General features: G+C 73.7%; 15 protein-coding genes. All 15 read left to right on the forward strand.

Going from position 1 to position 22,766, the window contains the following annotated elements; all coding sequences use genetic code 11:
* Positions 1–35 precede the first annotated feature (35 nt).
* Genes AB0L70_RS35800 through AB0L70_RS35870 form a run of 15 tightly spaced genes read left to right on the forward strand, consistent with a single transcriptional unit; the run spans position 36 to position 22,750 of the window.
* Positions 36–2,108 carry a phage tail sheath subtilisin-like domain-containing protein gene (locus AB0L70_RS35800; RefSeq protein WP_363691267.1) on the forward strand — a complete coding sequence of 691 codons (2,073 nt, stop codon included), beginning with the start codon at positions 36–38 and terminating at the stop codon, positions 2,106–2,108.
* A complete protein-coding gene (locus AB0L70_RS35805; RefSeq protein WP_363691268.1) occupies positions 2,101–2,577 on the forward strand; it encodes a phage tail protein in 477 nt (158 codons plus the stop codon). The genes AB0L70_RS35800 and AB0L70_RS35805 overlap by 8 nt, the downstream gene beginning before the upstream one ends.
* The gene (locus AB0L70_RS35810) at positions 2,574–4,031 is read left to right on the forward strand and encodes a hypothetical protein (RefSeq protein WP_363691269.1); all 1,458 of its coding nucleotides are present in this window, start codon (positions 2,574–2,576) and stop codon (positions 4,029–4,031) included. Before AB0L70_RS35805 ends, AB0L70_RS35810 begins: the two co-directional genes overlap by 4 nt.
* A complete protein-coding gene (locus AB0L70_RS35815) occupies positions 4,022–4,195 on the forward strand; it encodes a hypothetical protein (protein WP_363691270.1) in 174 nt (57 codons plus the stop codon). The genes AB0L70_RS35810 and AB0L70_RS35815 overlap by 10 nt, the downstream gene beginning before the upstream one ends.
* Complete coding sequence (locus tag AB0L70_RS35820) at positions 4,188–5,270, forward strand: contractile injection system protein, VgrG/Pvc8 family (RefSeq protein ID WP_363691271.1); 1,083 nt, start codon at positions 4,188–4,190, stop codon at positions 5,268–5,270. Before AB0L70_RS35815 ends, AB0L70_RS35820 begins: the two co-directional genes overlap by 8 nt.
* Complete coding sequence (locus AB0L70_RS35825) at positions 5,267–5,971, forward strand: phage baseplate assembly protein V (RefSeq protein WP_363691272.1); 705 nt, start codon at positions 5,267–5,269, stop codon at positions 5,969–5,971. Before AB0L70_RS35820 ends, AB0L70_RS35825 begins: the two co-directional genes overlap by 4 nt.
* On the forward strand, positions 5,968–7,638 hold the full coding sequence (locus tag AB0L70_RS35830; protein WP_363691273.1) for a hypothetical protein: 1,671 nt from the start codon (positions 5,968–5,970) through the stop codon (positions 7,636–7,638). Before AB0L70_RS35825 ends, AB0L70_RS35830 begins: the two co-directional genes overlap by 4 nt.
* Positions 7,635–8,048: a GPW/gp25 family protein gene (locus AB0L70_RS35835; protein ID WP_363691274.1), complete on the forward strand. Its 414-nt coding sequence runs from the start codon at positions 7,635–7,637 to the stop codon at positions 8,046–8,048. Before AB0L70_RS35830 ends, AB0L70_RS35835 begins: the two co-directional genes overlap by 4 nt.
* Positions 8,045–10,234: a putative baseplate assembly protein gene (locus AB0L70_RS35840; protein ID WP_363691275.1), complete on the forward strand. Its 2,190-nt coding sequence runs from the start codon at positions 8,045–8,047 to the stop codon at positions 10,232–10,234. The genes AB0L70_RS35835 and AB0L70_RS35840 overlap by 4 nt, the downstream gene beginning before the upstream one ends.
* Positions 10,234–12,483 carry a phage tail protein gene (locus tag AB0L70_RS35845; protein ID WP_363691276.1) on the forward strand — a complete coding sequence of 750 codons (2,250 nt, stop codon included), beginning with the start codon at positions 10,234–10,236 and terminating at the stop codon, positions 12,481–12,483. The genes AB0L70_RS35840 and AB0L70_RS35845 overlap by 1 nt, the downstream gene beginning before the upstream one ends.
* Before the next feature lie 17 nt (positions 12,484–12,500).
* Entirely contained in the window at positions 12,501–14,114 is a 1,614-nt protein-coding gene (locus tag AB0L70_RS35850) for a hypothetical protein (protein ID WP_363691277.1), read from the forward strand.
* Positions 14,107–16,146: an ATP-binding protein gene (locus AB0L70_RS35855; RefSeq protein ID WP_363691279.1), complete on the forward strand. Its 2,040-nt coding sequence runs from the start codon at positions 14,107–14,109 to the stop codon at positions 16,144–16,146. The genes AB0L70_RS35850 and AB0L70_RS35855 overlap by 8 nt, the downstream gene beginning before the upstream one ends.
* Positions 16,130–17,569, forward strand: coding sequence for a hypothetical protein (locus AB0L70_RS35860; protein ID WP_363691280.1), 1,440 nt, complete (start codon positions 16,130–16,132; stop codon positions 17,567–17,569). The genes AB0L70_RS35855 and AB0L70_RS35860 overlap by 17 nt, the downstream gene beginning before the upstream one ends.
* Positions 17,553–18,848 (forward strand): hypothetical protein, encoded by a 1,296-nt coding sequence (locus AB0L70_RS35865; protein ID WP_363691281.1) that lies wholly within the window; start codon positions 17,553–17,555, stop codon positions 18,846–18,848. Before AB0L70_RS35860 ends, AB0L70_RS35865 begins: the two co-directional genes overlap by 17 nt.
* Positions 18,849–18,850: 2 nt before the next feature.
* Positions 18,851–22,750: a hypothetical protein gene (locus AB0L70_RS35870; protein ID WP_363691282.1), complete on the forward strand. Its 3,900-nt coding sequence runs from the start codon at positions 18,851–18,853 to the stop codon at positions 22,748–22,750.
* Positions 22,751–22,766: the final 16 nt, after the last annotated feature.

Raw genomic sequence — 22,766 nt, forward strand, 5'->3', positions numbered from 1 at the left:
GCTCATCTCGTCACCGCGTGACAGCTGGGAGAACCATGTCGGTCACCGCCCTGGGAGCGCCAGGGATCCGCTTCGCGACCACGGTCGCCCCGGTGCCGCTGCACGGCGTGCATCGGGACGTCGCGGCGTTCGCCGGGGTGTCGCCGCGCGGGCCGGCCCGGCTCCCGGTCACGCCGCCGGCCGCGGACGAGGACCTGATGGCCTTCTTGGGCGGTGCGCCCAGGCAGCGCAGCGTGGCCGTGCCGGTGGACTCCTGGCAGGACTATCGAGCCACTTTCGGCGGCTTCGAGGGCGCCGGGCGGCTGCCCTATGCCGTCTCGGCCTTCTTCGCCCAGGGCGGGCGGCGGGCGCATGTGGTCCGGATCGTGCACGACTATGCCGACCCCGCCCAGGATCTCGCCGGCTGCGCGACCGGTTGGCTCGGCCGGCCCGCATCCGCGGTGGCGGCCGCCGCGCCACTCCTCACCACGGCCGGGCAACCGGTGACGGTGCAGGCTCGCAACGAGGGCACCTGGGGAAACCGGCTGCGGGGCGGCCTGTCCTGGCGATTCCGCCCGGTGCCGATGGCGGTGGCGACGGTGGGCACGCTGACCGTGCCGGTGCAGGAGTGGCTGCCGGTCGGCACGCTGCTGCGGCTCACCCTGGCCGGCGGGGCGCAGGCGCTCCAGTTCGTCGACGGCAGCGAGCGCGTGCTCCGCCCGGACCGTAGTGGCGCCGACCGGGTGCTGACCTTCGACGCGCCCCTGGCGGCGGCGCCGGTTGTGGCCGAGGCGGTCACCGCCGACCTCACCGTGGTGGACGACGACCCGCTGCTGCGCCGCCGCGAGCAACTGCTCGAACTGGGCCTGCGGGCCGATCATCCGCGCTGGCTGGCCCGGGTGCTGATCACTGAGAGCGCGCTGGTGTGGCCCGCGATCGAGTGGGCCGGCGCCACGATCGCCCTGCCCGACCCGGGCTTGCCCGCCCTGACCCTGCTCGGGGACGGCGGCGCGGCACCCCAGCTGCGTGGCGGCGGCGACCGCTCGGCCCAGATCGTGCCCGCCGACTTCTTCGACCTCACCTGGCTGCCCGGTGACGAGCTGCCCGGCTCAGGCATTCAGTGCCTGGCCGAGGTGGACGAGGTGGGGCTGCTGCTCGCGCCGGACGTGTACGCGCCGTCCTCGCTCGTGCCGGTCGAGGCTCCCGCCGACCCGCCCACCCTGGCCGGCCCCGCCTTCGCCGCCTGCGTGGAACCGGTGCTGCCGCCGCCACCCGTGCCGGTGATGCCCGAACTCGCCGGACTGCGGCTTGACCCCGCGGTGCCGGCCGACCTGGCCGCGATCACGGCGGCCCAGACCGACCTGATCGGCTTCGCCGTGCAGCGGGGCGATCTCGTCGTCCTGCTCGACGTGCCACCCGGACTCGGCCTGCAACGCACTCTCGCCTGGCGCGGATCGCTCGGAATGGTCGGTTCGGACAGCGCTTTCGCCGCCTCCTACCACCCCTGGCTGGATGTGTCCCGGCCGGACGACGACCGGGAGGGGCTGATCTCCATCAACCCGTCCGCCTTCGCCGCGGGCATCATCGCGGCGCGCGAGCTGCGCGACGGCGTCCACGTCGGCCCGGCGAACGTGCTGGCGGCCGGGGCGGTCCGGCTGGGCGAGGCGGTCAGCCCGGACGCCGCCGACCGGCTGCACCCGGTGGGCATCAACGTCTTCCGGACCGAGCGGGACGGCATCCGCCTGACCGCGGCCCGCACCCTCAGCCGTGACCTGGACCTGCGGCAGCTCAGCGTGGTCCGGCTGCTCACCAGCATCCGGCTCGCCCTGCAGCAGCAGCTGGCCTGGCTGGTGTTCGAGCCCAACGGCGAGCCCACCTGGCGTGCGGTGCGTCGGGCCGTCGGCACCTACCTCGACAGTCTGCACCGGGTCGGTGCGCTCGCCGGTGCCACCCCCGGGCAGTCCTACTTCGTGCGCTGCGGCCGCGACACGATGACGAACACCGACCTCGACAACGGCCGGCTGATCGCCGAGATCGGTGTCGCGCCCAGCCAACCGCTGGAATACCTGGTGCTGCAACTGAGCGTCGAGTCCGAGGTCCTGGTCCAGCTGGAGGGCAGCCATGGCTGAGCCGGTGCTCCTGCAGACCTTCAACTTCGAGGTCACGCTCACCGAGGCGGGTGGCTCGGGCACGTTCACCGACGGCGCCTTCGCCGAGGTGACCGGCCTGCAGGTCGAGGTCGACCTCAAGGAGTTCTACGAGGGCGGCAGCAACGACCGGGTGGTGCAGCGGATCGGCCGGGGCAAGTACTCCCAGAAGCTGGTGCTCAAGCGCGGCATGTTCAGCCCCGGCTCGGGCGCGGACACCGACCTGTGGCAGTGGCTGCAGGACGTCGTGGCCGGGGTCCGCCCGGTGCGGCGCTACGACGGCACCATCGACGTCCTCGACGGCACCGGGAACGTGGTGGCCACTTGGAGCTTCCGCCGCGGCCTGCCCGCCCGGATCGTCGGTCCGACGCTCAACGCCAAGTCCGGTGAGGTCGCGCTCGAGGAACTGCACATCGCCCACGAGGGCCTCTTCCTGGAGGGAACCCAATGACCGCGCTACAGAAGGCGAAGCTGGCCGAGGTCGACGGCTCGGGCAAGGCCAGCAAGGAGGTCGCCGTCCAGTTCAACCCGGCGTCCCTGAAGCTCAACCGCAGCAACAGCATCGACGCCGGAAAGTCCCGCGGGCGGCAGGTGCAGCAGTACAACGGGACCAGTTCGACCACGCTCACCCTGGAACTCGAGTTCGACACCGCCGACCAGGACGCCAACGGTGAGGCGGTCGACGTGCGCACCCTGACCGCCGACATCACCCGGTTCGTGCTGCCCGGCGGCAAGGGCTCGAAGGCGGCGCCACCGCGGGTGCGGTTCAGCTGGGGCAAGTTCGTGCTGATCGGCGTGATGGGCAGCGCCAACGAGGATCTCGATCTGTTCTCACCCGAGGGCGTCCCGCTGCGGGCCAAGGTCAGCGTCTCGATCAAGGAGCAGGACCCGAAGTTCGAGGCCCTGGAGAAGGGCGCCGGGGCCAATCCGTCCACCGGCGCACCGCCCTCCGGCACGCCCGCACCGGCCGGACCGGGGACGTCCGGCGGCGGGTCCGGCCCCGCCGACCGGGTCGCGGAGGCGATGGACGGCGAGAGCGTTGCCGACTTCCTCTCACGGCAGGGCCTGCTGCCCGAGGCGTGGCGCTCGATCGCCGACGGTGTCTCCGACGTGCTGAACCTGCTGCCGGGCGAGGCGATCGGCTTCAACCTCGACCTGCCGCTGGGTGGCTTCTCGATCGGCGGGGGTGAACTCTCGCTCGGCAGCGGACTGGAGGCGTCGCTCGGGCTGGAAGTCTCAACGGGAGCCGGCAGCGGAGCCGGTGGGGCCGCTGACGCCGCCCGCCCCGGCGGCGGAAGCGGTCCGGACCCGGCAGGTTTCGCCCTGTCGGTGGCGGGCGGGCTGACCGCCGCAGTGCAGACGGCGGCCGTTACCACCGCTGGCCTGGCCGCCGACGCGAACCGGCAGAAGTTCGCCGCGCCGGCGCGGCCGGCCGGGCCGGCGAGCGGTGGACAACGGCCCCGGCTGCGGGACACCGCCGGCGCCCGGACCCAGCCCGCGGCACCCGCCTCGGCGCAACCCGCGCCTCCCGCGGCCGACCGGCGGGCCAGCACCTACGGCTCCGGGCTGCCGCTGCGTGAGCGGATCACGCCGGAGGACGTCCGGGTCGTCGGCAGCCCGTGGGTGGTGATCGGCGCCCGTCAGCCGGCCCCGGCCCCCTCGGTATCGGCGGCGAACGCCTGCGGTTGCAGCTGCCGCTCGGCCATCCGGCCCACGCCCGCTGCGCTCGCGCCCGCTCCGCTCGCGCCCGCTTCGCTCGCGGCGGCCGACCTGCGGGCAACCCTGACGCCCGTCTCCCCGCCCGCCGCCGCGCCCGCCGTCCCGCCCGCCGTCCCAGCTGCGGCGCCGAAGGCTCGGCCGGCCACCGGTTCCACGCCTCGAAGGAGTGGGTGCGGATGTCAGTGAGCATCGGCGAGCTCGACAGCGAGTTCGCGGTCGAGGGTCCAGCCGAAACCACTGCGGCAGCGGCCGAATCGTCCGGCTGGGCCGAGCAGGAGAAGCACGACGCGCAGGAACGCCGCGCCCACCAGCTGCGCGCCCGCACCACCGCCTGGGGTTTCCATGACTGAGCCGCACCCCTACGCGGGCACCGCGCCGGTCTTCGACGTCGACGGCACGCACCGTGGCGAGTTGGGCCGGGACGTGCTGCGGATCGACGTCGCCGAGAACACCGCCGGGCTGCGCACCTTCGTCGGGCACTTCCACGCGGTCGGGCCGCAGTCGGACGGCAGCACCGGCCAGCTGTCCTATCTGGACGGCAAGGTCGTCACGTTCGGTCAGACCCTGAAAGTCACCATCGGCCCGCCCGAGGCGCAGCGCCAGATCTTCGACGGCCGGATCTCCGCCCTGGAGGTCAGCTTCACCGAGGGCGGCACGCCGTACGTGAGCGTCTACGCCGAGGACGTGCTGATGAAGCTGCGGATGACCCGGCGCTCGCACACCTATGAGGACACCACCGACGCGAACATCGCGAAGGCGATCGCCACGGAGCACAGCCTGACCGCGACGGTGGATGCCGACGGTCCGACGTACTCCCTGGTGCAGCAGTGGAACCAGAGCGATCTGGCCTTCCTGCGCGAGCGCGCGGCGCTGGTGAACGCCGAGGTCTGGGCGCAGGGGACGACGCTGTGCTTCCAGAGCCGGATCAAGCGAACCGCCACCCAGATCACCCTGGTGCAAGGAAACACCCTGCTGGACGCGCAGCTTCGCGCCGACTTGGCGCACCAGCGCGACGTCGTCACGGTCACCGGCTGGGACCACGACGCCGCGGACGTGATCGAGTCGAAGGCCGAGGCCGGTGTGATCCAGCGCGAAGTCACCGGCGGGCGCACCGGCGTCTCCATCCTCGGGCCGGCGCTCGGCTCCCGGGCCGGTGCCTGGGCCCGGCGGACGCCGGTGAACGCCAAGGAGGCAACCGCCTGGGCCGAGGCCGACTACCTGCGCCGGGCGCGCCAGTTCGTCCGGGTGGACGGCGTCACGAGCGGGACGCCGGACCTCACCGTCGGGTCCCGGCTGACGCTGGAGCGGGTCGGCCCGATCTTCGAGGGCGCGGCCTACTACGCGACCTCGGTGCACCACTCCTATGACCTCAGCGTCGGGTTCCGGACCCGGTTCAGCGCGGAGCGGGCGACGGTGTCAGCATGAGCGCCGGGATGAGCCCGGGGATGGGCATCGGGGACGGCGGCACCGACGGCGGCCCCCGGCACTACGGGCTGTACCCGGCCGTGGTCACCCAGCTGACCGGCGATCCGCTGCACCTGCAACGGATCCAGGTTCGGTTCCCGTGGCTGGGGAAGGCCGGCGAGACGGTGCGCGCGTGGGCCACCGTGCTGTCGCTCTACGCGGACAATGACCAGGGTTTCCAGGCGCTGCCGGAGAAGGATTCGGCCGTCGTGGTCGGGTTCGAGGCGGGCGACATCGAGCGGCCCTACCTGGTCGGTGCGATGTGGACCGGCAAGGCGACCATGCCGGTGGCACCCTCCGACGACAACAACCAGCGGGTGCTGCGCACCCGATCCGGCAGCAGGCTGGTCTTCGACGACACCAAAGGCAGTGCCACGGTGAGCCTGTCGGTCGCCGGCGCGGCCAGCGACACCGTCCATAAGATCGTCTTTGACGACGCCGCGGACACCATCGAGATCACCTCCAAGGGCAAGGCCACGGTCAAGCTCACCTCCGGTGGCGGGGTCAGCATCACCGCGCTGACCAGTCTGTCCATCACGGCGCCGACCGTGAAGATCGACAGCCCGATGGTGAAGTGCTCGGGTGTGGTCAAGTGCGAGAGCGTGATCACCAACGCCACGGTGTCGAGCCTCTACACCACCGGCGCGGGGAACATCCTGTGAACGCGGCCAGATGGCGGGCGGTCGCCCCCTGGTACCGGTGGGACCTGCAGGACCACCCGGACCCCGAACGCGCGAAGCTGGCCGGCCGCCCCGCGCTGCACAAGTTCGGCAACGAGGACTTCATCGACGACTTCCAGGCCGACGCGCAGTCGGCCCAGCCGTTCACCGAGGAGGACTTCTACTACCGCATCGATGCGCTGGACGCGTTGCCCCCGATCGTCGGTGGCCCGAACGGCGGCAAGGTCCGCCGGCTGATCACTCGCACCCGGGTCAAGACCGATACTCGCAAGCTGTTCCTGCCGGTGCACAGCCGGTACTACCTGGTGGCCTTCGAGCTGCATTGCGACCGTCCGGGTTTCCCGGTGGTGCAGCCGGATGCGGTGGCCGAGGCCGGGTTCGTGATCCGCCGCCGGGTCACCCCGATCGCGCCGGATCAGGTCAAGGCCGGCAACTCCCATCTCTCCCGGCTGGCCGTCGCACGCGCCACCGTGGCGCAGGCGCAGCGGTCGGCGGCCAGCTCGCAGTTGGCGGAGGCGCGGGCCTCCATCGAGGTTGCCCGGGACCGCACCCGGCGGCTGGTTCCGATCGGTAGCCGGGCCCGCCGCCAGGTCGCCCATCCCGGCCAGGCGCTGGTCGCCGCCCGGCGCGAGGTGGTGCTGGCGCAGCGCAAGCTCGCGCTCTGGTCGGCGCAGTCGCAGCTCGAAACCACTGTCCAGGGTTGGGTCCGCAGTCCGAACGGGGTGATCGGCACCTGGCAGCCGATGCCGGACGCGCCGGAGGTGATCGTGGAGGAGACGTACCCGATGTTCCGGCTGGTCCCGAACCCGGCCGACCCCGACTCGGCCGCCCGCTCGGGCACCATCTTCTACGGCTATGTGCCGACCTGCGGCGCGGAGCTCGCCCCCGACGGGTCGCCCCGGTTCGGGGACGCCGACCTCTACGAGATCCGCTGCTACGCACGGCCGGTGGACGACGGCGACTGCCCGAGCACGCCGGTCTGGAGCGAGCCCACCGACCCGTTTAGGTTGGCGTCGTTCTACGACCCCGCCGGTCTGGCGCAGCGCCCGATCAACGTCCGGATGCCGGATTTCGCCGATCTGGAGGCGTCTGCCGCGCTACCCAGCGTCCGGGTGAGCACGCCGCCCGGCTCGGGACTGGTCTTCGCGACCGACAAGGTGCCGCCGACCACAGGTTCGGTAACCGGGGCGGCCGAGCAGATCTGCTTCTTCGCGATCCCGCTGATCACGATCGTGGCGATGTTCCTGCTCAACCTGTTCCTGCCGATCATCATGCTGCTGTTCGGGCTCTGGTGGATGCTCAAGCTCAAGCTCTGCATCCCGCCCAGCCTGGAGGTGGGTGCGCAGGTCTCGGCCGAGCTCGCAGTGATCCCCGGCGGCATCCAGGTGGCGGCGTCGCTGGAGATCGACGTCGACCTGACCCCCGGGGTGGACCAGCAGAAGCTGCGGGACGCGCTGGTCGACGGGTTCAACACGATCGACCCGAGCAGAACCCTCGGCACCACCCTGGGCGCCACCTACAGCAACGGCGCGATGGTGACCGCGCTGGCCGGTCAGGGCTTCGCCCGGCCGAACAACGCCACACCGGCCTACCCGACCACGGTGCCGACCAGCCCACGGGTGACCCGCGACCAGGTGGTGCACCCATGACCATAGACCTGCGGCTTTCCGAATGGCTGGGCGCCGGGTGGAACCACCCGGTCGCACCGGACGTCGCCCGCGGCGCCCTCGGCTACAGCGACGGCGCGGAGAAGGTGCGCCAGTCGATCCGGTTGATCCTGCAGACCGAGCCCGGCGAGCGGGTGATGCGCCCGTCCTTCGGCTGCGGGCTGACCCAGTTCCTGATGCTGCCCAACAGCGTTGCCACCCGGGCCCTGATCCAAGCCGAGGTGAGCCGGGCGATCGACCTCTGGGAGCCACGGGTGGAGGTGCGCGCGGTCACGGTCGACACCAGGGACGACGACCCCGCGCTGGTGATCATCACCATCGGCTACGAGCACAAGACCACCGGCCGCACCGACGCCGTCGTCTTGCCCGTCGAGTTGCAGGAGGCCCGATGACCCTGCGCACCCCCATCCTCGACGACCGCTCCTACGCGCAGCTGCGGGACGAGCTGCTCGCCCGGATCCCGGTCTACGCCCCCGAGTGGACCGACCACAGCCCCTCCGATCCAGGCATCACCCTGATTGAGCTGTTCGCGTTCCTGGGCGAGAACCTGCTCTACCGTTTCAACCAGATCCCAGACGCCACCCGGCTCGCCTTCCTCGACCTGCTGCAGATCCCGCCGCGCCCCGCAGTCGCCGCGACCGGGCTGGTCAGCTTCGAAACGCAGCGGCTGGACGCGCCGCTGGCCGAACTGCACCTGGCACTTCCGGTCGGCCCGGTCAGCTTCCAGACCCTGGACGAGACCGTCGTGCTGCCGGTCACCGGCCGGGCCGCGATCCGCGCGGCCAGCGAGTTGCCGGAGGACGAGGAGTCGTTCGAGTACCTGGCCCGGGCCAGCGCAGCCCTCGGTGTCTCGGTCGGCGACATCACGCCCTACCTGACCCGCCTCGCCACCGGCGATCCCAGCCAGCCGGGCGGGGACCTGCTCGACCCGACCACCTCCATCGACGGCACCCTGTTCCTGGCACTGCTGGCCACCGACGAGGATTCCCGCCTGCCCGTGCTCGACGCGCTGGCCGGCCGGGAGCTCAGCGTCGGTTTCGTGCCCGACCAGACCGCCCCCGGTCTGCGCGACATCACGGCATGCCCGGGTGGGGCGGGTGCCCCGGCGACGCCGCCGATGGAGTGGCAGATCTCGACGACGGCGCCCACCACCGGCGCGGACGGCGGCACCGAGCCGGTGTGGCGGCGGCTGACCGTCACCGGGGACACCACCAGCGGCCTGACCGTCAGCGGCATCGTCCGCCTGAGGATGCCGGAGGACACCCACGACCTGGGCGTGTTCGTGCCGGAGGATCCGGACGAGACCGGCAGCGGCGACCAGCCACCGCTGGTCGAGGACGACGATTTCGCGCCGCGGATCGCATGCTGGCTGAGAGTTTTCCGGCCCGGCGGCGGCCAGCTGCCGGCCACCGAATGGATCGGCGTCAACGCCGCCCGCGCCGAGAACGCCGTCACCGCACCGGCCGAGCTGCTCGGCACCGGTACCGGGCAACCCGATCAGCAGTACCCGTTGGTGCACGGCTCGGTGCTCACCGACGGGTTCGTGCCCGAGGTCGAGGAACAGGCCGCCGTCCCTCGCTGGGTGCCCTGGCAACTGGTCGACGATTTCCGCGCCAGCGGGATCGACGACCCGCACGCGATTCTCGAACCGCGAACGGGCGTGATCCGGTTCGGCGACGGGCTGCGCGGCCGGGCACCGCAACTGGGGGAGCGGATCCGGGTGCGGTCCTACCGCTACGGCGGCGGCGTGCAGGGACTGGTCGCGCCCGGGGCGATCAGCAAGAGCGGGCTCACCGGGGTCACCGTCACCAATCCGCTGCCTACCCGCGGCGGTGCCGCGGCCGAGACCACGGCGGAGGGCGTGGCCAGGATCCCGGACGAGATCCGCCGGCACGACCGGGCCGTGACCGCCTCCGACTTCGCCGAACTCGCGAAGGCAACACCCGGCGCCGACATCGCCCGGGCCGAGAGCCTGCCGTTGTTCCACCCGGCGGTGCTGGACCAGCAGGTGCCGGGTGCGGTCACTGTGATCATCTGGCCACGGCACGACCGGGAGCATCCGGCCGCGCCGGTGCCCGACCGGGTGCAGCTGGGTGCGGTCTGCCGATACCTCGACGAGCGCCGGCTGCTGACCACCGAGCTCTATGTGGCGCCGCCCACCTACCGGCGGATCGCGGTCAGCGCGGGCATCGCGGTCAAGCCCGGCTTCGGCACCGAAGCGGTCCGTCGCTGGGTGGAACAGATTCTGCAGCAGTACCTCTCACCGCTGCCGCCGTACGGGCCGGAGGGCAACGGCTGGCCGCTGGGACGCCGGGTGCACGCCCCCGAACTGGAGGCGGCGGCGCTGCAGGTGGACGGCCTGGAGTACCTGAACGGGATCCGGCTCGCGGTGCAGACGGACGACGGCTGGGCGGAGCTGACCTCGCCGGCCACCCTCGACCTGGCCGGCTACGAGGTGCCGGAACTGGCCGACGTCCTGGTGGTCCCGGGTGACGCGCCCGAGCCCGGCTCCGGCGCGACCGCCCCCGCGCCGACCGGCCGCGCCGTCCCGGTGCGCCCGCCACGGGAGGTGTGCTGATGGGCAGGCAACTTCGTGGGGTGAGCGGGTGCGACCAGTGGGTCCGGGCGACCCACGAGCACACGGCGGTGGACGGCGAGACCGGCCGGGTCGGGCTGAGCTGGACCGTCGACGACATCGGTGACGGCCGGGTGGTGCTGCCGGCCGTGACCCGCGGGCTGGCGTTCGACCGGTTCTGCCGGGCGTATCGGGGCGTCACCGGGAACATCACCCGCACCCTGCTCGGCGACACCCGGGCCGGCGTTGACTACGCCACGCTGGCGCAGCCCCTCGAACTGCTGGCCGGCGGGCCTGAACCGGCTGGCGGAGACACCGGTTTCGCGCCGTCCCAGCCGGTCAATGCCACCGCGTTGGACGATCCGGTCGGGGTGGTGGTGACCGCCGACGACCGCCTGGTGATCAGCGAGCGCGGCCGGCAGCGGCTGCTCGTGCTGGACCTGTGGAGCCGCCGGATCGTGCGTACCATCCGGCTGGACACCCCGAACCACCCGGCGCGGGAACCCTGGGGGGTGGCCGCCTTTGGCCGGGACGTCTGGGTGGCGACCCGGAACCCAGCCGGGCTGTTGCGGTTCACCGGGCGGGGCGAGCCGGTCACCGAACCGCTGCCGGTGCCCTCGCAGACCCCGGCCCCGGACGGCGTGCCCGGCGCATGGGCGCCCAGCCGCGTGACCGTGGCCGGCGACATTCTTGTGCTGCTCTACCAGAAGCCCTCCGGGGAGGGGCTTCTGGTAGCCGCCGGTCGCCCGGCGCTCGCGGTGGGCCCGGCCAGCGATCTGGCCACCGACGCCGAGGGCATGGTGGTGGTGGCCCCGGCGGCGGGCGGCCGCGCGCTGCAGCGATTCGCAGTGCTGGCCGGGCGATTCGTGTCGGCCGAGTCGCTGGATGCCGCCGGCTACGACGGCGGGGGCATCGCGCTCACCCACCAGGGGCGGATCGCCTACACCACCGAGGCCGGGTTCCGACTGGCCGTGCGCGGGCGGCTGCGCTACGCCGGCGACGGCCGGGTGGTCACCTTCCGGCTGGACAGCGGCGAGTACGGAACCCGCTGGGGGCGGCTGTTCCTCGACGCCCACCTGCCTCCGGGAACGACGCTGCGCTGCTCCGTGCTCACCTCGGACGACGAGGACGCCGCGGCCGTCGCGGCCGTCGCGGCGATCCCGGCGGACCCGCAGGGCTGCGACCCATACCGCCCCGAGCTCACCCCACCGCTGCCGCCGCCGCGCTTGGACCTGGACGTCCCGCTGATCGCCGGTGCGGTGCAGGAGCGCCCGTCCAGCCCGGTGCCGTGGTGGCGGCCGGCCGCGGACGACTGCATGACCAGCTACGAGGGATACCCGTCATCGGCTGCCGGCCGCTACGCCTGGATCGCGGTCCGGCTCACCGGCAACACCCGGGCCACCCCGCTGGTCGGCGCGGTCCGGATCGAGTCCGAGGCGCACACGCTGATGCGCCGCCTGCCCATGGTGTTCTCGGCCGAACCGGCCCAGGAGTCGTTCCTGCACCGGTACCTGGCCATGTTCGACGGGATACTGCACGACCTCGACCAGCGCTCGCTGCTGCGGGAGCTGCTGCTCGATCCGGCGTCGGCACCGGAGGAGGCGCTGGACTGGCTCGCCTCGTTCGTCGGCATGGTGCTGGACGAGCGCTGGCCGCTGGCGGCCCGGCGGCAACTGCTGGCCGAGGCGGCCACCCTGTACCGGCGGCGCGGCACCCTGGGGGCGCTGTCCCGGTACCTGGAGCTGTACCTCGGCGTGGCCCCGGTGATCGTGGAGCACTACCGGCTGCGCGGGCTGGCGGCGGGCTCAGGCCTGGCCGAGGCCGGCTGGGCCCAGTCGGTGGTGGGGTTCGGGTACCGGGTCGGAGGCGCGATCGGTACGGCCGGCCGATCGCCGGCCAGGGCGGCGTCGGCCGGTGCGGTGGACGCCAGCCAAACCCCGTTCTCCCGGCAGGCGCACCGGTTCTCGGTGATCGTCCCGCGGCTGCTCGACGAGGTGCAGGACGCCGTCGTCCGGCTCGTGCTCGAGCGCGAGCGGCCCGCGCACACCGCCTACGAGCTGTGCACGGTGGATGCGGGCATGCGGGTGGGCCGCTCGATGCACCTGGGCCTGACCTCGGTGGTCGGGCGGACCGGCGGGTTCGATCCCGCGATGCTCGGCACGGTCCAGCTCGGCGGGGCCGGGATCCTGGGCGGCGGACTGCCGGGTGCCGTGGCCGAAGCGGCGCGGGCCGGAAAGGCGCGGGTGGGCTGAGCGATGGACGCCGAGCGATGAACGCACAGCCCGTCAACACCGTGACGATCGGCCGCTTCCGGCACCGGATCGTGCTCCCGCCCGCCCTGGCCCGGGCCGGCGATCCCGGCCCGCAGGTCCGCCGGGCCATCGACCTGCTCACCGGCCTGCTGCCCGGCGTCCTGGTCGAGCTGCGGCTGCCGCCCAGCACGCTGATCTGCGTGCGCTCGCTGTCCGTGCGGCTGCGGGTAGGGCAGCTGGCGCTCGCGGATACCGACCTGCTGGCCCGGGCCTGGGCCGAGGCGATCAGTGCGGCGGTCGAAAACGCCTATGCCACCGGCATTTCTGTCTCTGGTCCAGATGCCGGCGTCGGCGAGGTAGTGGTCTACCGGAACCGAGCGGCGGCCCTGACCGATCTGGTCCGTCGGGTGGCGCTCGGCGACCTGCGGCGCCGATGGGCCTGGGAGCAGTCCGGTCTGGTCTCTCCCGCCGACAGCGGCCACCCGACCACGCTGGCCGTTGGCGCCTGCCTGCGCGGCCCGGACGTCGCGGTCCCCGTGCTCGCCTGGGCGGCCGGGCAGGGATGGCTCGAACCGCTCGCGCTGACCTGGGCCGGATGGCACGCGTTGGCCCGCGCCCTGGTGCCGGTCGTACCGGCTGCGAATGAACTCGCCTCGACCGGGCGGTTACCCGCCGGGCCCGCACCCGTGCCCGAACCGGCCCGCCCCGAAGGAACCTTGCCGACACCGGTCCGGGCGGCACTGACCTCCGCACCGCTGGCCGGTCAGATCCGGCGCAGCCGGCAGCGACTGGGTGACCCGCCGGCCGGCAGCCGGACCGCCATCGCCGCGCTCGCTCTGACCGCCGCCGGTGCGGGAGTCCGGGTGGTCGAGCTGCCGGCCGCCGCGCGGCTGCTGTTCGCCCCAGAGGCACCGATCGCCCCGGTCCGCGATGCGCGGCCGGTGGCACCCGCGGCGGCCACCACACCGGCCGAGCCGCCGCAGTTGCCGGTCGGGCCCGCCGGGGAACCGTTCGACGAACCGCTCGGCGTGATCGAAACCGCGCGTCCTGCGGACGAAGTCACCGCCAGTGCCGCTGCGGAGCCGGCGGCCGCCGCGGCAGCAGCCACCCCGGATCCGCCCGACGGCGCGGAACCCGGTGCCTGGACGACGCGCGCCGGCCTGCTCTTCACCCTCAACCTGGCCGCGCTGCGCCTGATCGCGGCAGGGGCAGCAGTCCATGTGCGCGGGCCGGCCTGGTGCCTGCTCGCGCTGGGCTGCCGGCTGGCCGAATGCGATGCCGCCGACCCGGCCGTCCGGGTGTTCGCCGGGCTGGCGACGACCGTGCTGACCGGGGCGCCGCTGGAACTCCACCTCACCGAGCCGACCACCGCCGCTGACGAACGGCTGCTCGGCACCTGGGTGGCCCGGTGCGACGAGGAACTCGCCGCTCGGCTGCCGGGAGCACTCCCGGCCGCAGAACTGCGCCGCTCGGTGATCCAGCGGACGGCGCCGCTGCTGCTGGACCCGGGCTGGATCGAGGCCGAACTGCCACTGGACGGCGTGGACGTCGCCATCCGCCGGGCCGGCCTCGACCTCGACCCGGGCGCCGTGGCGCACCTGGGATGTGTCGTGAGGTTCCGCTATGTCTGACCCCGCCTCCCTGCCCATCGCGGCAACCTTCGCGAGCATCGCCGCCGATCTGGCCGAGCGGCTGGCAGCGATGATCACGGTCACCGGGCCACCGCTGACCCAGACCGCGGCTGAACTGCGGGCTGCACTGCCGGACACCCCCGATCCGCAACCGGTGTCGCGCCTGCAGCGGTTGGTCGCCGGCTTGCGCCTGTCGCCGTTCGAGCGCGACCTGATCGTGTTGGCCGGGTTGGTGAACGAGCATGAGCGGCTGGCTGACGTGCTGGGGCAGTTGCACCCGGCCGGCACGCCCGCCGCCACCCCGGCCGTGGCTGGGGCGCTGCTCTGCCAGGCGACCGACCAGCGGCCGGCGTTGGTGGCCGCCCTGAGCAGTGGCCCGCTGATCGGCGCCGGCCTCGTCCGGCTCGGCCCGGGGCCGTTCTTTACCCGCACCCTGGAGCTGCCCCCCGCACTCTGGGAGACCCTGCGCGGCCTCGACTGCTGGCCGCCCGGCCTGATCGCCCAGCCGATCCCGCCGCTGCTCGGAGCCGGCGGCTGGCAACGCGATCCGGCCGTCCAGCGCGCGGTCGGTGCGCTCCGGACCGGGACGGCACCGGGGGCGGTGCCGAGGCTCGTGCTGGTGACCGCCGACGACGCCGGCGAGGCCCGCGCCCGGGCCGGGGCGCTGTGCCGCTGGGCGGGTGCGCGGGCCCGTGAAGTCCGCGGCGACCTGACCGATCCGGACCTGCTGCGCCTGGCCGGGCTGCTCTGCCTGGTGCGGGGTGAGGTGCCGGTGCTGGCGGCGGCCGACCTCGCGCCCGCCGGCAGCAGCACCACAGTGGCCGAACCGCTGCCGGAGCATCCCGGGCCGGTGCTGGTCTGCCGGGAGCCGGGCACCGTCGTCGCCGCCGGCGGCCGGCCACTGATCGCCGTCCAAGCCCGGTCGCCGGCCCTGGCCGAGCGGGTCGAACTCTGGGACGCCTTGCTGCCCGGGCTGCCGGCTGCCGCGGCGGAACTGGCGGTGCACCGGGTCGGTGCCGTGCGCGCCGCCGAAGCGGTGGCCGACGCGCGAGACCTGGCGAACGCCGGGGGAGCCGAGCTCACGCCCGCGCTGGTGGTGCAGGCGCTGCACAACCGGGCCCGCCATCAGCTACCGCATTCGGTGCGGCTGGTGCGGCCTTCGGCACCGGCGGCCGACCTCGTGCTCGATCGGCGCAGCCTCGACCTGATGGACGCGGCGCTGGCCCGCTGCCGGCACCAGGTGCGGGTGCTGCAGGACTGGGGCCTGCAGCGCGACCGCCCCGGCGCAGGCGGCGTGCGGCTGCTCTTCACCGGCCCGCCCGGCACCGGAAAGACATATGCCGCCGAGGTTTTTGCCGCCCGGCTCGGTCTCGACCTTCTCGTTGTCGACCTCTCCGCCCTGGTCAGCAAGTGGCTGGGCGAGACCGAGAAGAACCTGGCCGCGGTGTTCGACGCGGCCGAGCAGAGTCAGGCGGTGCTGTTCTTCGACGAGGCCGACGCCATCTTCGCCCGCCGGACCGAGACGGCTGACGCGCACGCGCGCTGGGCCAACCTGGAGACCGCCTACCTACTGGGCCGGATCGAGCAATTCGCCGGGATCACCCTGCTGGCCACGAACCTGCGGGCCAACATCGACACCGCGTTCGGTCGCCGGCTCGACTACGTGATCAGCTTCGATGAGCCGGATGTGGCCGCCCGCGAACGGCTCTGGCGCGAGCACATGCGCGAGCCCGCGCCGATCGGGCCCGACGTCAGCTTCGAACTGCTCGCCCAGCTCTACCCGGTGACCGGTGGCGTGATCCGCAACGCCGCCCTGGCCGCGGCGTTCATGGCGGCGGCAGGCGGCGGTCCGATCACCGCCGGTCACGTCTTCACTGCCGTGCAGCGCGAGTACGAGAAGGCCGGCCGGTCCTTCCCCGGCCGCCCGCAGGCCCTCCGACCCGCTGCACCCGAGCGCACCGAAGCATCGATCAGCCCACACCCGGCACCCGCCGGCGCACGAGAGGCAGAGTTCCATGGCCGCAAACCTTGAGGACCGGGCCAACGCCGAACTGGCCACGTGCCAGCAGCGGCTCGCGGAGGCCCAGCTGGCACTGGCAGCCGCCCACGACGAGCTCGACCGCCGGGTCGCCGACCCCGCGGCGGTGCCACCGGCCGAGCGCCGCAGCCGGCTCGGCGCCGCGCAGCATCTCGCGCAGGCGACCCTGGACGACGCCGATGCGCGTGCCGGGGAGGGCGAGCTGCGGGCCAAGCTGGCCGGCGTCCCGTCCCCCGACGCAGCCGACCCGGTGGTGGTGGACCTGCGGAAGAACCTGATCGTTCAGGCGGGCGCCCGGGTCGAGCTGCGCGCGGCCACCGAGCGGGCTGGGGTCGCCCGGGCCGAGATCGCGCGCACCGCCGGCGCCTTGGCCGCAGCCGACACCGCCTGCCGGGCAGCAGGTTCCACCGTCACCGCGGCCACGGCCAGGCAGCAGCGGTTGACCGATCTGAAGGCAGCCCTGGCCGCTGCCCCGCTTACCGGCGTGCCCGCCGATGCGGCCGCGCTGCGCGCCGGACCGGTGCATGCCGCCGCCGCCGACCGGGTGGCCGCCCTGCTGCCCGCGGCGCTGCTGAGCCGGTCGACCGAGCGCCACGCGGAGGCCGCGCAGCCGTACACCGAGGCGCAGGCCCGGGTCACCCATGCCGAGGCGAAAGCCGCCGCGCAGGCGAGTGGATCGGGCGGACCGGAGGCTGCTCTGGTCGTCGCGGCGGTCACCCTGGAGGCCGCCGAGGCCAGGGCCCGCGCCTACGCAGGCACCGCCCCGGACCGGCTGGCCCGCGCCTCCGCACTGCTCACCGCGCTGGCCACCCTGCCCGACCTCGACTCCGCAACCGCCGCGTCCATCGACCAGGCGGCCCGGGCCGACGCGGTCACCGCCGCGGGCCAGGAGAAGGACCTCGCCGAGGCCTACGCGGCCTGGGCGGTGCTCGACCGCGCGGTGAACGACGCCCGGCTCGACGCCCTGGCCGACGACCCGGACCGTGACCCGGCCGGGGTCCAGGCGGTCATCGACGCCATCGCCGCCCGGGACGACCCGGCGGTCACGGATCCGCTGGACGACGCCCGCACCGCCTACGACGCCGCGGCCCAGGGCGCGCTGGACGACTGGGAGGCGGAGGTGCCGCCCTGGCTCTGGGCCGCCGTCCACGACCTGCACGACGCGACGGCGGCTCTCGACGACCTCAGCGACGCCGCGGCGGCGGCCGCGCTGGTGACCGAGCTCGATGCGGCCATCGACGGCTACGCCGCGGCGGCCGACACCGCCGCCTCGCGGCGCCGGGCGGTGGCGGTGGTGTCGCAGGAGGCAGCCCGGCGGTCCGCGGTCGCCGGGGTGCTCGCCGGGACGGGCGGGCTGCGCACCGCCCAGTACGTGCGCGGGGATGCCCGAGGAGGCCGCCATGACCGTGAGTCCTGATGTCGTCCTGACCGCAGGCCCGACCTGCGGCGACGTCGCCGTCGCGGTGAACCCGTTCCGGTCCAACCACTATCACTTCGGGATGCTGCTCGGGGTCGACGACCTGGAGGCCGATCAGGGCTACCACCGGGGCAAGACCTGGCTGCACAACGCATGGCTGCACGGCGCCGGCACGGTCTGGGGGCTGGAGGTCAGCCTGCGCGCCGAGCGGCGGGAGATGGTCGTCGCTCCCGGGCTGGCACTGACGTCGGCCGGGCGGGAGGTGTACCTGGACCAGGAGAACTGCGTCGACATCGGGCGCTGGCTGGACGAACTCGCCCCGGACACGCTGTCGATCACGGTGGACGGTGACCAGCGCCGGTTCGTCGTGCACATCATCGCCTCACCCCGGCAGTGCCTGGAGCGGCCGGTGCCCTCGATCGCCGAGCCCTGCGCCGGCGCGAGCACCGAGACCGCCTACTCGCGCAGCACGGAGACCGCCCGACTCGAGATCCGGCCCAACGTGCCCGATCCGGCGCCGGTGGACTACCCCGCACTGCGCGCCTTCCTCGGACTGATCCCGGTGGACGACGCCGAGCTCGCCACCGCGGTGGCCGACGCCTACGCCGCCATCGCCGCCAGGCCGCCCGCCGAGCAGGGCGCGGCCACGGTTCGCTGGCTCAACCGGTTCGCCACCCGGGATGCGCTGGCCCGCACCCCCGACGAGCCCGGCGCCACCTTCCCGGTGCCGGACGATGCGGGCGTGCTGCTGGCCACGGTGTCGGTCACGCTCGCCGGGAGCGGGGACGCCGCCGTGCTGGTCGTGGACGGAGCCAACCCGAGCGCGGTCGACCAGCACGACCGGCCGGTCCTGGTGCCGACATCCGTGGTGCAGGAGCTCGCGGCCGCGGCCACCAGCCCGGGCAGCCCGGTGCCTTCGGTGGAAGGCCCGCGCGCCGACCCGGACTCGGCCACCCTGACCGGGGCCGAGTTCCGGTTCGCGGTGGATGCCACGCTGGACCCGCTGACCGTCGTCCCGGCGGCGTTCACCGTCACCACCCTGGGCGCGGGCGGCTGGACGCCGGTCGGCGTCACTACGGCGGCCACCGAGAACGCCGACACGACGGTGGTGCTCACCCTGGACGCGGTGGACGCCGGCCAGCCGGTCCGGGTGATCGGTGCCGGCACCGGGCCGAACCCCCTGCTCGGAGCGGACGGCCGGCTGGTGGCCGGAGTTCGCGGCGGACCCCCGGCGAGCATTCATGACGGCCACGACATCGTGCTGATGGTGAGGAACTGACGATGACCACAATCTCCGCGGGAACCGGCGGCGCCGGCCCGGTGCTGGTGGGCGACAGCGGCCGCCCTGGGCTGACCATCGTCCCCTCGTCCACGCCGCTCACCCGGCTCAACTACTTCGACGGGAAGTTCCTCCGGGCGGCGGACTTCCAGCTCGACCAGGGCTACCTGCGGATGCTGGTCGCGCTGACCGCCCGCGGCTCCGGCTCCGGCGTGGTCACCGGATTCGAGGCCGAGCTGGCCGGTGGCGACGGCCTGCTGCTGCGCGGCGGGCTCGCGGTCAGCGCCGCCGGATCGGTGATCGACCTGCCCGGCGACGTAACCGTCTCGATCACCGAGCTGCTGGCCCGCACCGACGGCGTCGCCGTAGCTCCCGGAAGCACCGGCGGGAACAGTGATTTCGGCCCGTGCGCGGCGGTCACTCCGGCCGGCCCGGATGCTGTGCTCACCGATCAGCCGGTCTACCTGCTGACCGTCGCCACCGAGGATGCGCTCTGCGGCGAGGAGGAGAGGTTCGACCAGCTCTGCACCGACGCCTGCCTGACCGAGACCGACCGGCCCCGGCGGGTAGAGGGCGTCCGGCTGCAGGCGCACCGGCTCGATCTCGGGACGCTGCCGTCGTCCACCAGCGTCACGTTCACGGCCACCCATCTGCGGTCCCAGGTCGCCGGCGCCTACTTCGCACTCGAGCAGGCGCTGGTGGCGGATCGCCGGTCCGCGGCCGGGCTGCGCAGCTCGGTCTGGTGCGCCGGCGCGGCCGGGAGTACCGGGGACGAGGTGCCGATCGGCGTCCTCGGCCGCAACGGCACGGCCACCACCTTCCTCGACCTCTGGACCGCCCGCCGGGAGCTGATGGAAGGCCCGGCGCAGCGGTACTGGGCGGGACGCTTCGGGATGCGCCCGTGGGACATGTTCATCGCCCAGGTGCTCCAGTTCCAGTGCCAGCTGGCCGGTTCCGGCTCCGCCGCCGCGGCCCAGCCGGTGAGCTTCGGCCGTGCGGCCGCTGCCGTGCGCGGGGTGTCCGAACGGCTGGGCGGCATTCTGGCCGACCCGGACCGGCTGATCGCGACCCGGCGGGCACTCGGGCCGGAGCTGGTGGAGCAGCTGCTCAGCCTGCGCCTGGAGGCTGGGGAGTTGCTGCGGCTCGCTCCCCGCGCGGCGGCCGGCGGGGCGGGTGGTGCCGGTTCCGGCTCGCTGGTGGCCGGCGGGATCGTCACGCTCCCGCCGTTCGGGTTCCTGGCGATCGACGTCGCCCGGCCGGTGACCGAGCAGCTGCCGGGCGTCTTCGGCGCCGGCGTCGACCTGCGGTACGCGGCGGCACCCGCCGACCAGGTGGCCGAGATCATGCGCCAGGCACAGGATCTGAACCGGATCTCGCTCACCGCCGGCCTCGACGACCCCGCCGATCGCGCGCCCGTCGACGTGATCGTGCCCGACGGCACGCTCAGCGGCGGGACCGCGGTCACCCTGCCCACGTATGCGGGGTCGGTGCGGATCCTGCCGCAGGAACGCTCCGACGGCAGCACCAGCGGATCGGTCACCGTGATCACCGGCGTGGCCCGTGACCTGTCCAGCAAGAACGTGGCATGGGCGGCCGCGGGGCACACCGAGATCCCCCAGCGGGTGCCGTTCGCCCGGGCCGTCAGCGCGCTGCTGCGGGGCCGGACGCCGGCCGACCCGGCCGGCGGGCCGGTCGCGGGAGGCGAGCCGGGCGACGGGCCGGTCGAGGTGCCGGTCACCACCGACGCCAGCCTGGACGCGGCGGCGGCGCGGCCGAGCCTCGCCTTCCGACTCAACCGGGAGCGGCTGCTGGCCCGGGCCCGGCGCACCCAGGTGGACCTCGCCACCGGCGGGGCGAGCAAGCTCACCGGGGAGCTCGCACCCGACCGGCCGATCGCGGCCACCGACGCCCGGACTATGGACCTCTGGCTCGACTTCACCATCAATGCGCCGCTCGCGGATGCGCAGACCGGCGACCAGGCCCGGGTCCAGGGCATGCTCGCCGCCTACTCCCGGGCGAGCCGGACGCCGTCGGCGATCGAGTTCACCCTGGACGGCCAGCTGACCGTGATCGACCGGGTGGACCAGGCCGGCCAGTTCGGGGCGGCGTCCACCACCGTGATCAGCTCCCGGTTCACCGGCACGCTGACCCTGCGCGAGTTCGCCGACACCACCCAGACCAGCTCCGACGGGATCGCCGGTCGGGTCGACTGGACCTTCGTGCGCACCGGTAGCCAGACCCGGCTGGTCGGCGTCTCCAAACTGGTGGTCGAGGAGCAGAAGTCCCGTGCCAGCCTGGTGCTCGGCGCCGAGGTCACCCGCTCCGCGCTCGGGTTGACCGGCAGCCTCGGCTCCAGCGACGCGGCCGGCTCCGGGGTGCAGCCGAACATCAGGATCGTCGGCAACTGGATCGGCGCCGGTTCGAAGGCGACTGCCATCCCCGGTGTGGACCAGACCCTGGCCACCTTCGAGCTGACCCGGGACGACGAAGCCCTCACGATCGGCCGGACCGAACGCGACCTGGCCGAGGCCGTGATCGAGTCGATTGGGGCCGGGCTGGCCGGAATCGACCGGGACCCGGGCTTCGTCGCCCGGGCGCAGGGGCTGCTCCTGCCGGCGCTGCCCGACGCGCCCCAGACGATCACCGCGACCCGCGACTGGGTCGCCTTCACCCGCCGCCGCGACGTCCGCTACGTCAGCGACGCGCCGCCGCCGGTGGTGACTCGCTCCTACCTCGTCTACCACGTGGTGGTGGACGACCTGGAAGACCTTGACAGGTTCGAGAATCCTTCCGCAGGGCAGGGATTCGAGCGGGTCGGGGTGGTGCAGTTCAGCCCAGGCAGCGGCCTGCTGGTCACCCCGATCGACGCCGTCCGGGCCGCGTTCGCCGTCCAGGACCGGGGGACTGCGCTGGTGCTGCAGCTCGCCGCGGACGCCGGTAACGGGGACGGGGACACCGTGCTGGCCAGCCGGCTGGCCGCCTACCGCGGTGCGGTGGCCGGGCTGATCGACACCACCCAGGTGCAACCACCCAAGCTGCTGGCCGGCGTCCCGCCGGACTTCGTCAGCTCCGGCATCGACGGCGTCCTCTTCACCGTCGGCTACCGGGCTCCGGTCGCGACCGGCACCCAGGCCCTGTTCGCGGTCACCCCGGCCCAGCGCGAACAGCTGGAGGGGCTAGCCGTGCGGCTGGGTGGCTGGAAGGCCGTGACGCTGGAGAAGCTGCGATCGATCACCGACGACCTGAACAACCAGGTGACCGCCCGGTTCGTCGGGGAGACGCCGACGAACCCGGACGAGATCGACACCTGGTGGGCCGCGAACAGCGGGGCGCCACCGGCCGAGGTCGTGCTGCATGTGACCGCGGCCGTTGCCACGGCCGGTGAGGACGCCCTGGAGAAGGATCGCGCGAACCAGCCCAATGGGGCCGCCTCCCCGGTCACGGTGGACGAGCCGATCGCGGACGCCGGCGACAACCGGGCGGTCGTGCTCTGGGTGCGTGCCGACGACCAGGTGCTGATCGAGGTCACCAGTCAGTTGCTGGTGGCCCTGACCAAGGGCGAGGCGGCCCAGCTGGACCTGGCCGCGAAGACCCAGGGTGGATACCCGGCGCTGGACGACGCCGCAGTGCGGGAGCTGGTGCAGGACAGCCCGGTGCTCGAGGTCAGCTACAGCGGCGGTGACATCGCCGAGCCCGAGAAGGTGCGCGAGTGGTGGGGGCAGATCACGGCCGATCCGCCGCGAGGCGCCTTCGTCCATCCGGCCGCCGACGCGCCGAAGATCGCCGACGAGGTCCGGCGGGCATCGCGGGTGACCAGCCTGCTCGGTGGCCGGCGCGCCGTCGCCCGCGAGCCGGTCGGTGGCGCGGCCGGCCACCGCGCCGTCGTCTACCTGATCCGCTAGGCGGAAGAGGCGGAGG

Origin of the sequence: Kribbella sp. NPDC051952, from assembly GCF_040680855.1 — a bacterium.
In the GTDB taxonomy this organism is placed as follows: domain Bacteria; phylum Actinomycetota; class Actinomycetes; order Propionibacteriales; family Kribbellaceae; genus Kribbella.

Excerpts from the sequence above, each read along its gene's own strand:
- AB0L70_RS35800 (WP_363691267.1), top strand. The coding sequence starts at position 36 with ATGTCGGTCACCGCCCTGGGAGCGCCAGGGATCCGCTTCGCGACCACG.
- AB0L70_RS35805 (WP_363691268.1), top strand. The coding sequence starts at position 2,101 with ATGGCTGAGCCGGTGCTCCTGCAGACCTTCAACTTCGAGGTCACGCTC.
- AB0L70_RS35810 (WP_363691269.1), top strand. The coding sequence starts at position 2,574 with ATGACCGCGCTACAGAAGGCGAAGCTGGCCGAGGTCGACGGCTCGGGC.
- AB0L70_RS35815 (WP_363691270.1), top strand. The coding sequence starts at position 4,022 with ATGTCAGTGAGCATCGGCGAGCTCGACAGCGAGTTCGCGGTCGAGGGT.
- AB0L70_RS35820 (WP_363691271.1), top strand. The coding sequence starts at position 4,188 with ATGACTGAGCCGCACCCCTACGCGGGCACCGCGCCGGTCTTCGACGTC.
- AB0L70_RS35825 (WP_363691272.1), top strand. The coding sequence starts at position 5,267 with ATGAGCGCCGGGATGAGCCCGGGGATGGGCATCGGGGACGGCGGCACC.
- AB0L70_RS35835 (WP_363691274.1), top strand. The coding sequence starts at position 7,635 with ATGACCATAGACCTGCGGCTTTCCGAATGGCTGGGCGCCGGGTGGAAC.
- AB0L70_RS35840 (WP_363691275.1), top strand. The coding sequence starts at position 8,045 with ATGACCCTGCGCACCCCCATCCTCGACGACCGCTCCTACGCGCAGCTG.
- AB0L70_RS35845 (WP_363691276.1), top strand. The coding sequence starts at position 10,234 with ATGGGCAGGCAACTTCGTGGGGTGAGCGGGTGCGACCAGTGGGTCCGG.
- AB0L70_RS35850 (WP_363691277.1), top strand. The coding sequence starts at position 12,501 with ATGAACGCACAGCCCGTCAACACCGTGACGATCGGCCGCTTCCGGCAC.
- AB0L70_RS35855 (WP_363691279.1), top strand. The coding sequence starts at position 14,107 with ATGTCTGACCCCGCCTCCCTGCCCATCGCGGCAACCTTCGCGAGCATC.
- AB0L70_RS35860 (WP_363691280.1), top strand. The coding sequence starts at position 16,130 with ATGGCCGCAAACCTTGAGGACCGGGCCAACGCCGAACTGGCCACGTGC.
- AB0L70_RS35865 (WP_363691281.1), top strand. The coding sequence starts at position 17,553 with ATGACCGTGAGTCCTGATGTCGTCCTGACCGCAGGCCCGACCTGCGGC.
- AB0L70_RS35870 (WP_363691282.1), top strand. The coding sequence starts at position 18,851 with ATGACCACAATCTCCGCGGGAACCGGCGGCGCCGGCCCGGTGCTGGTG.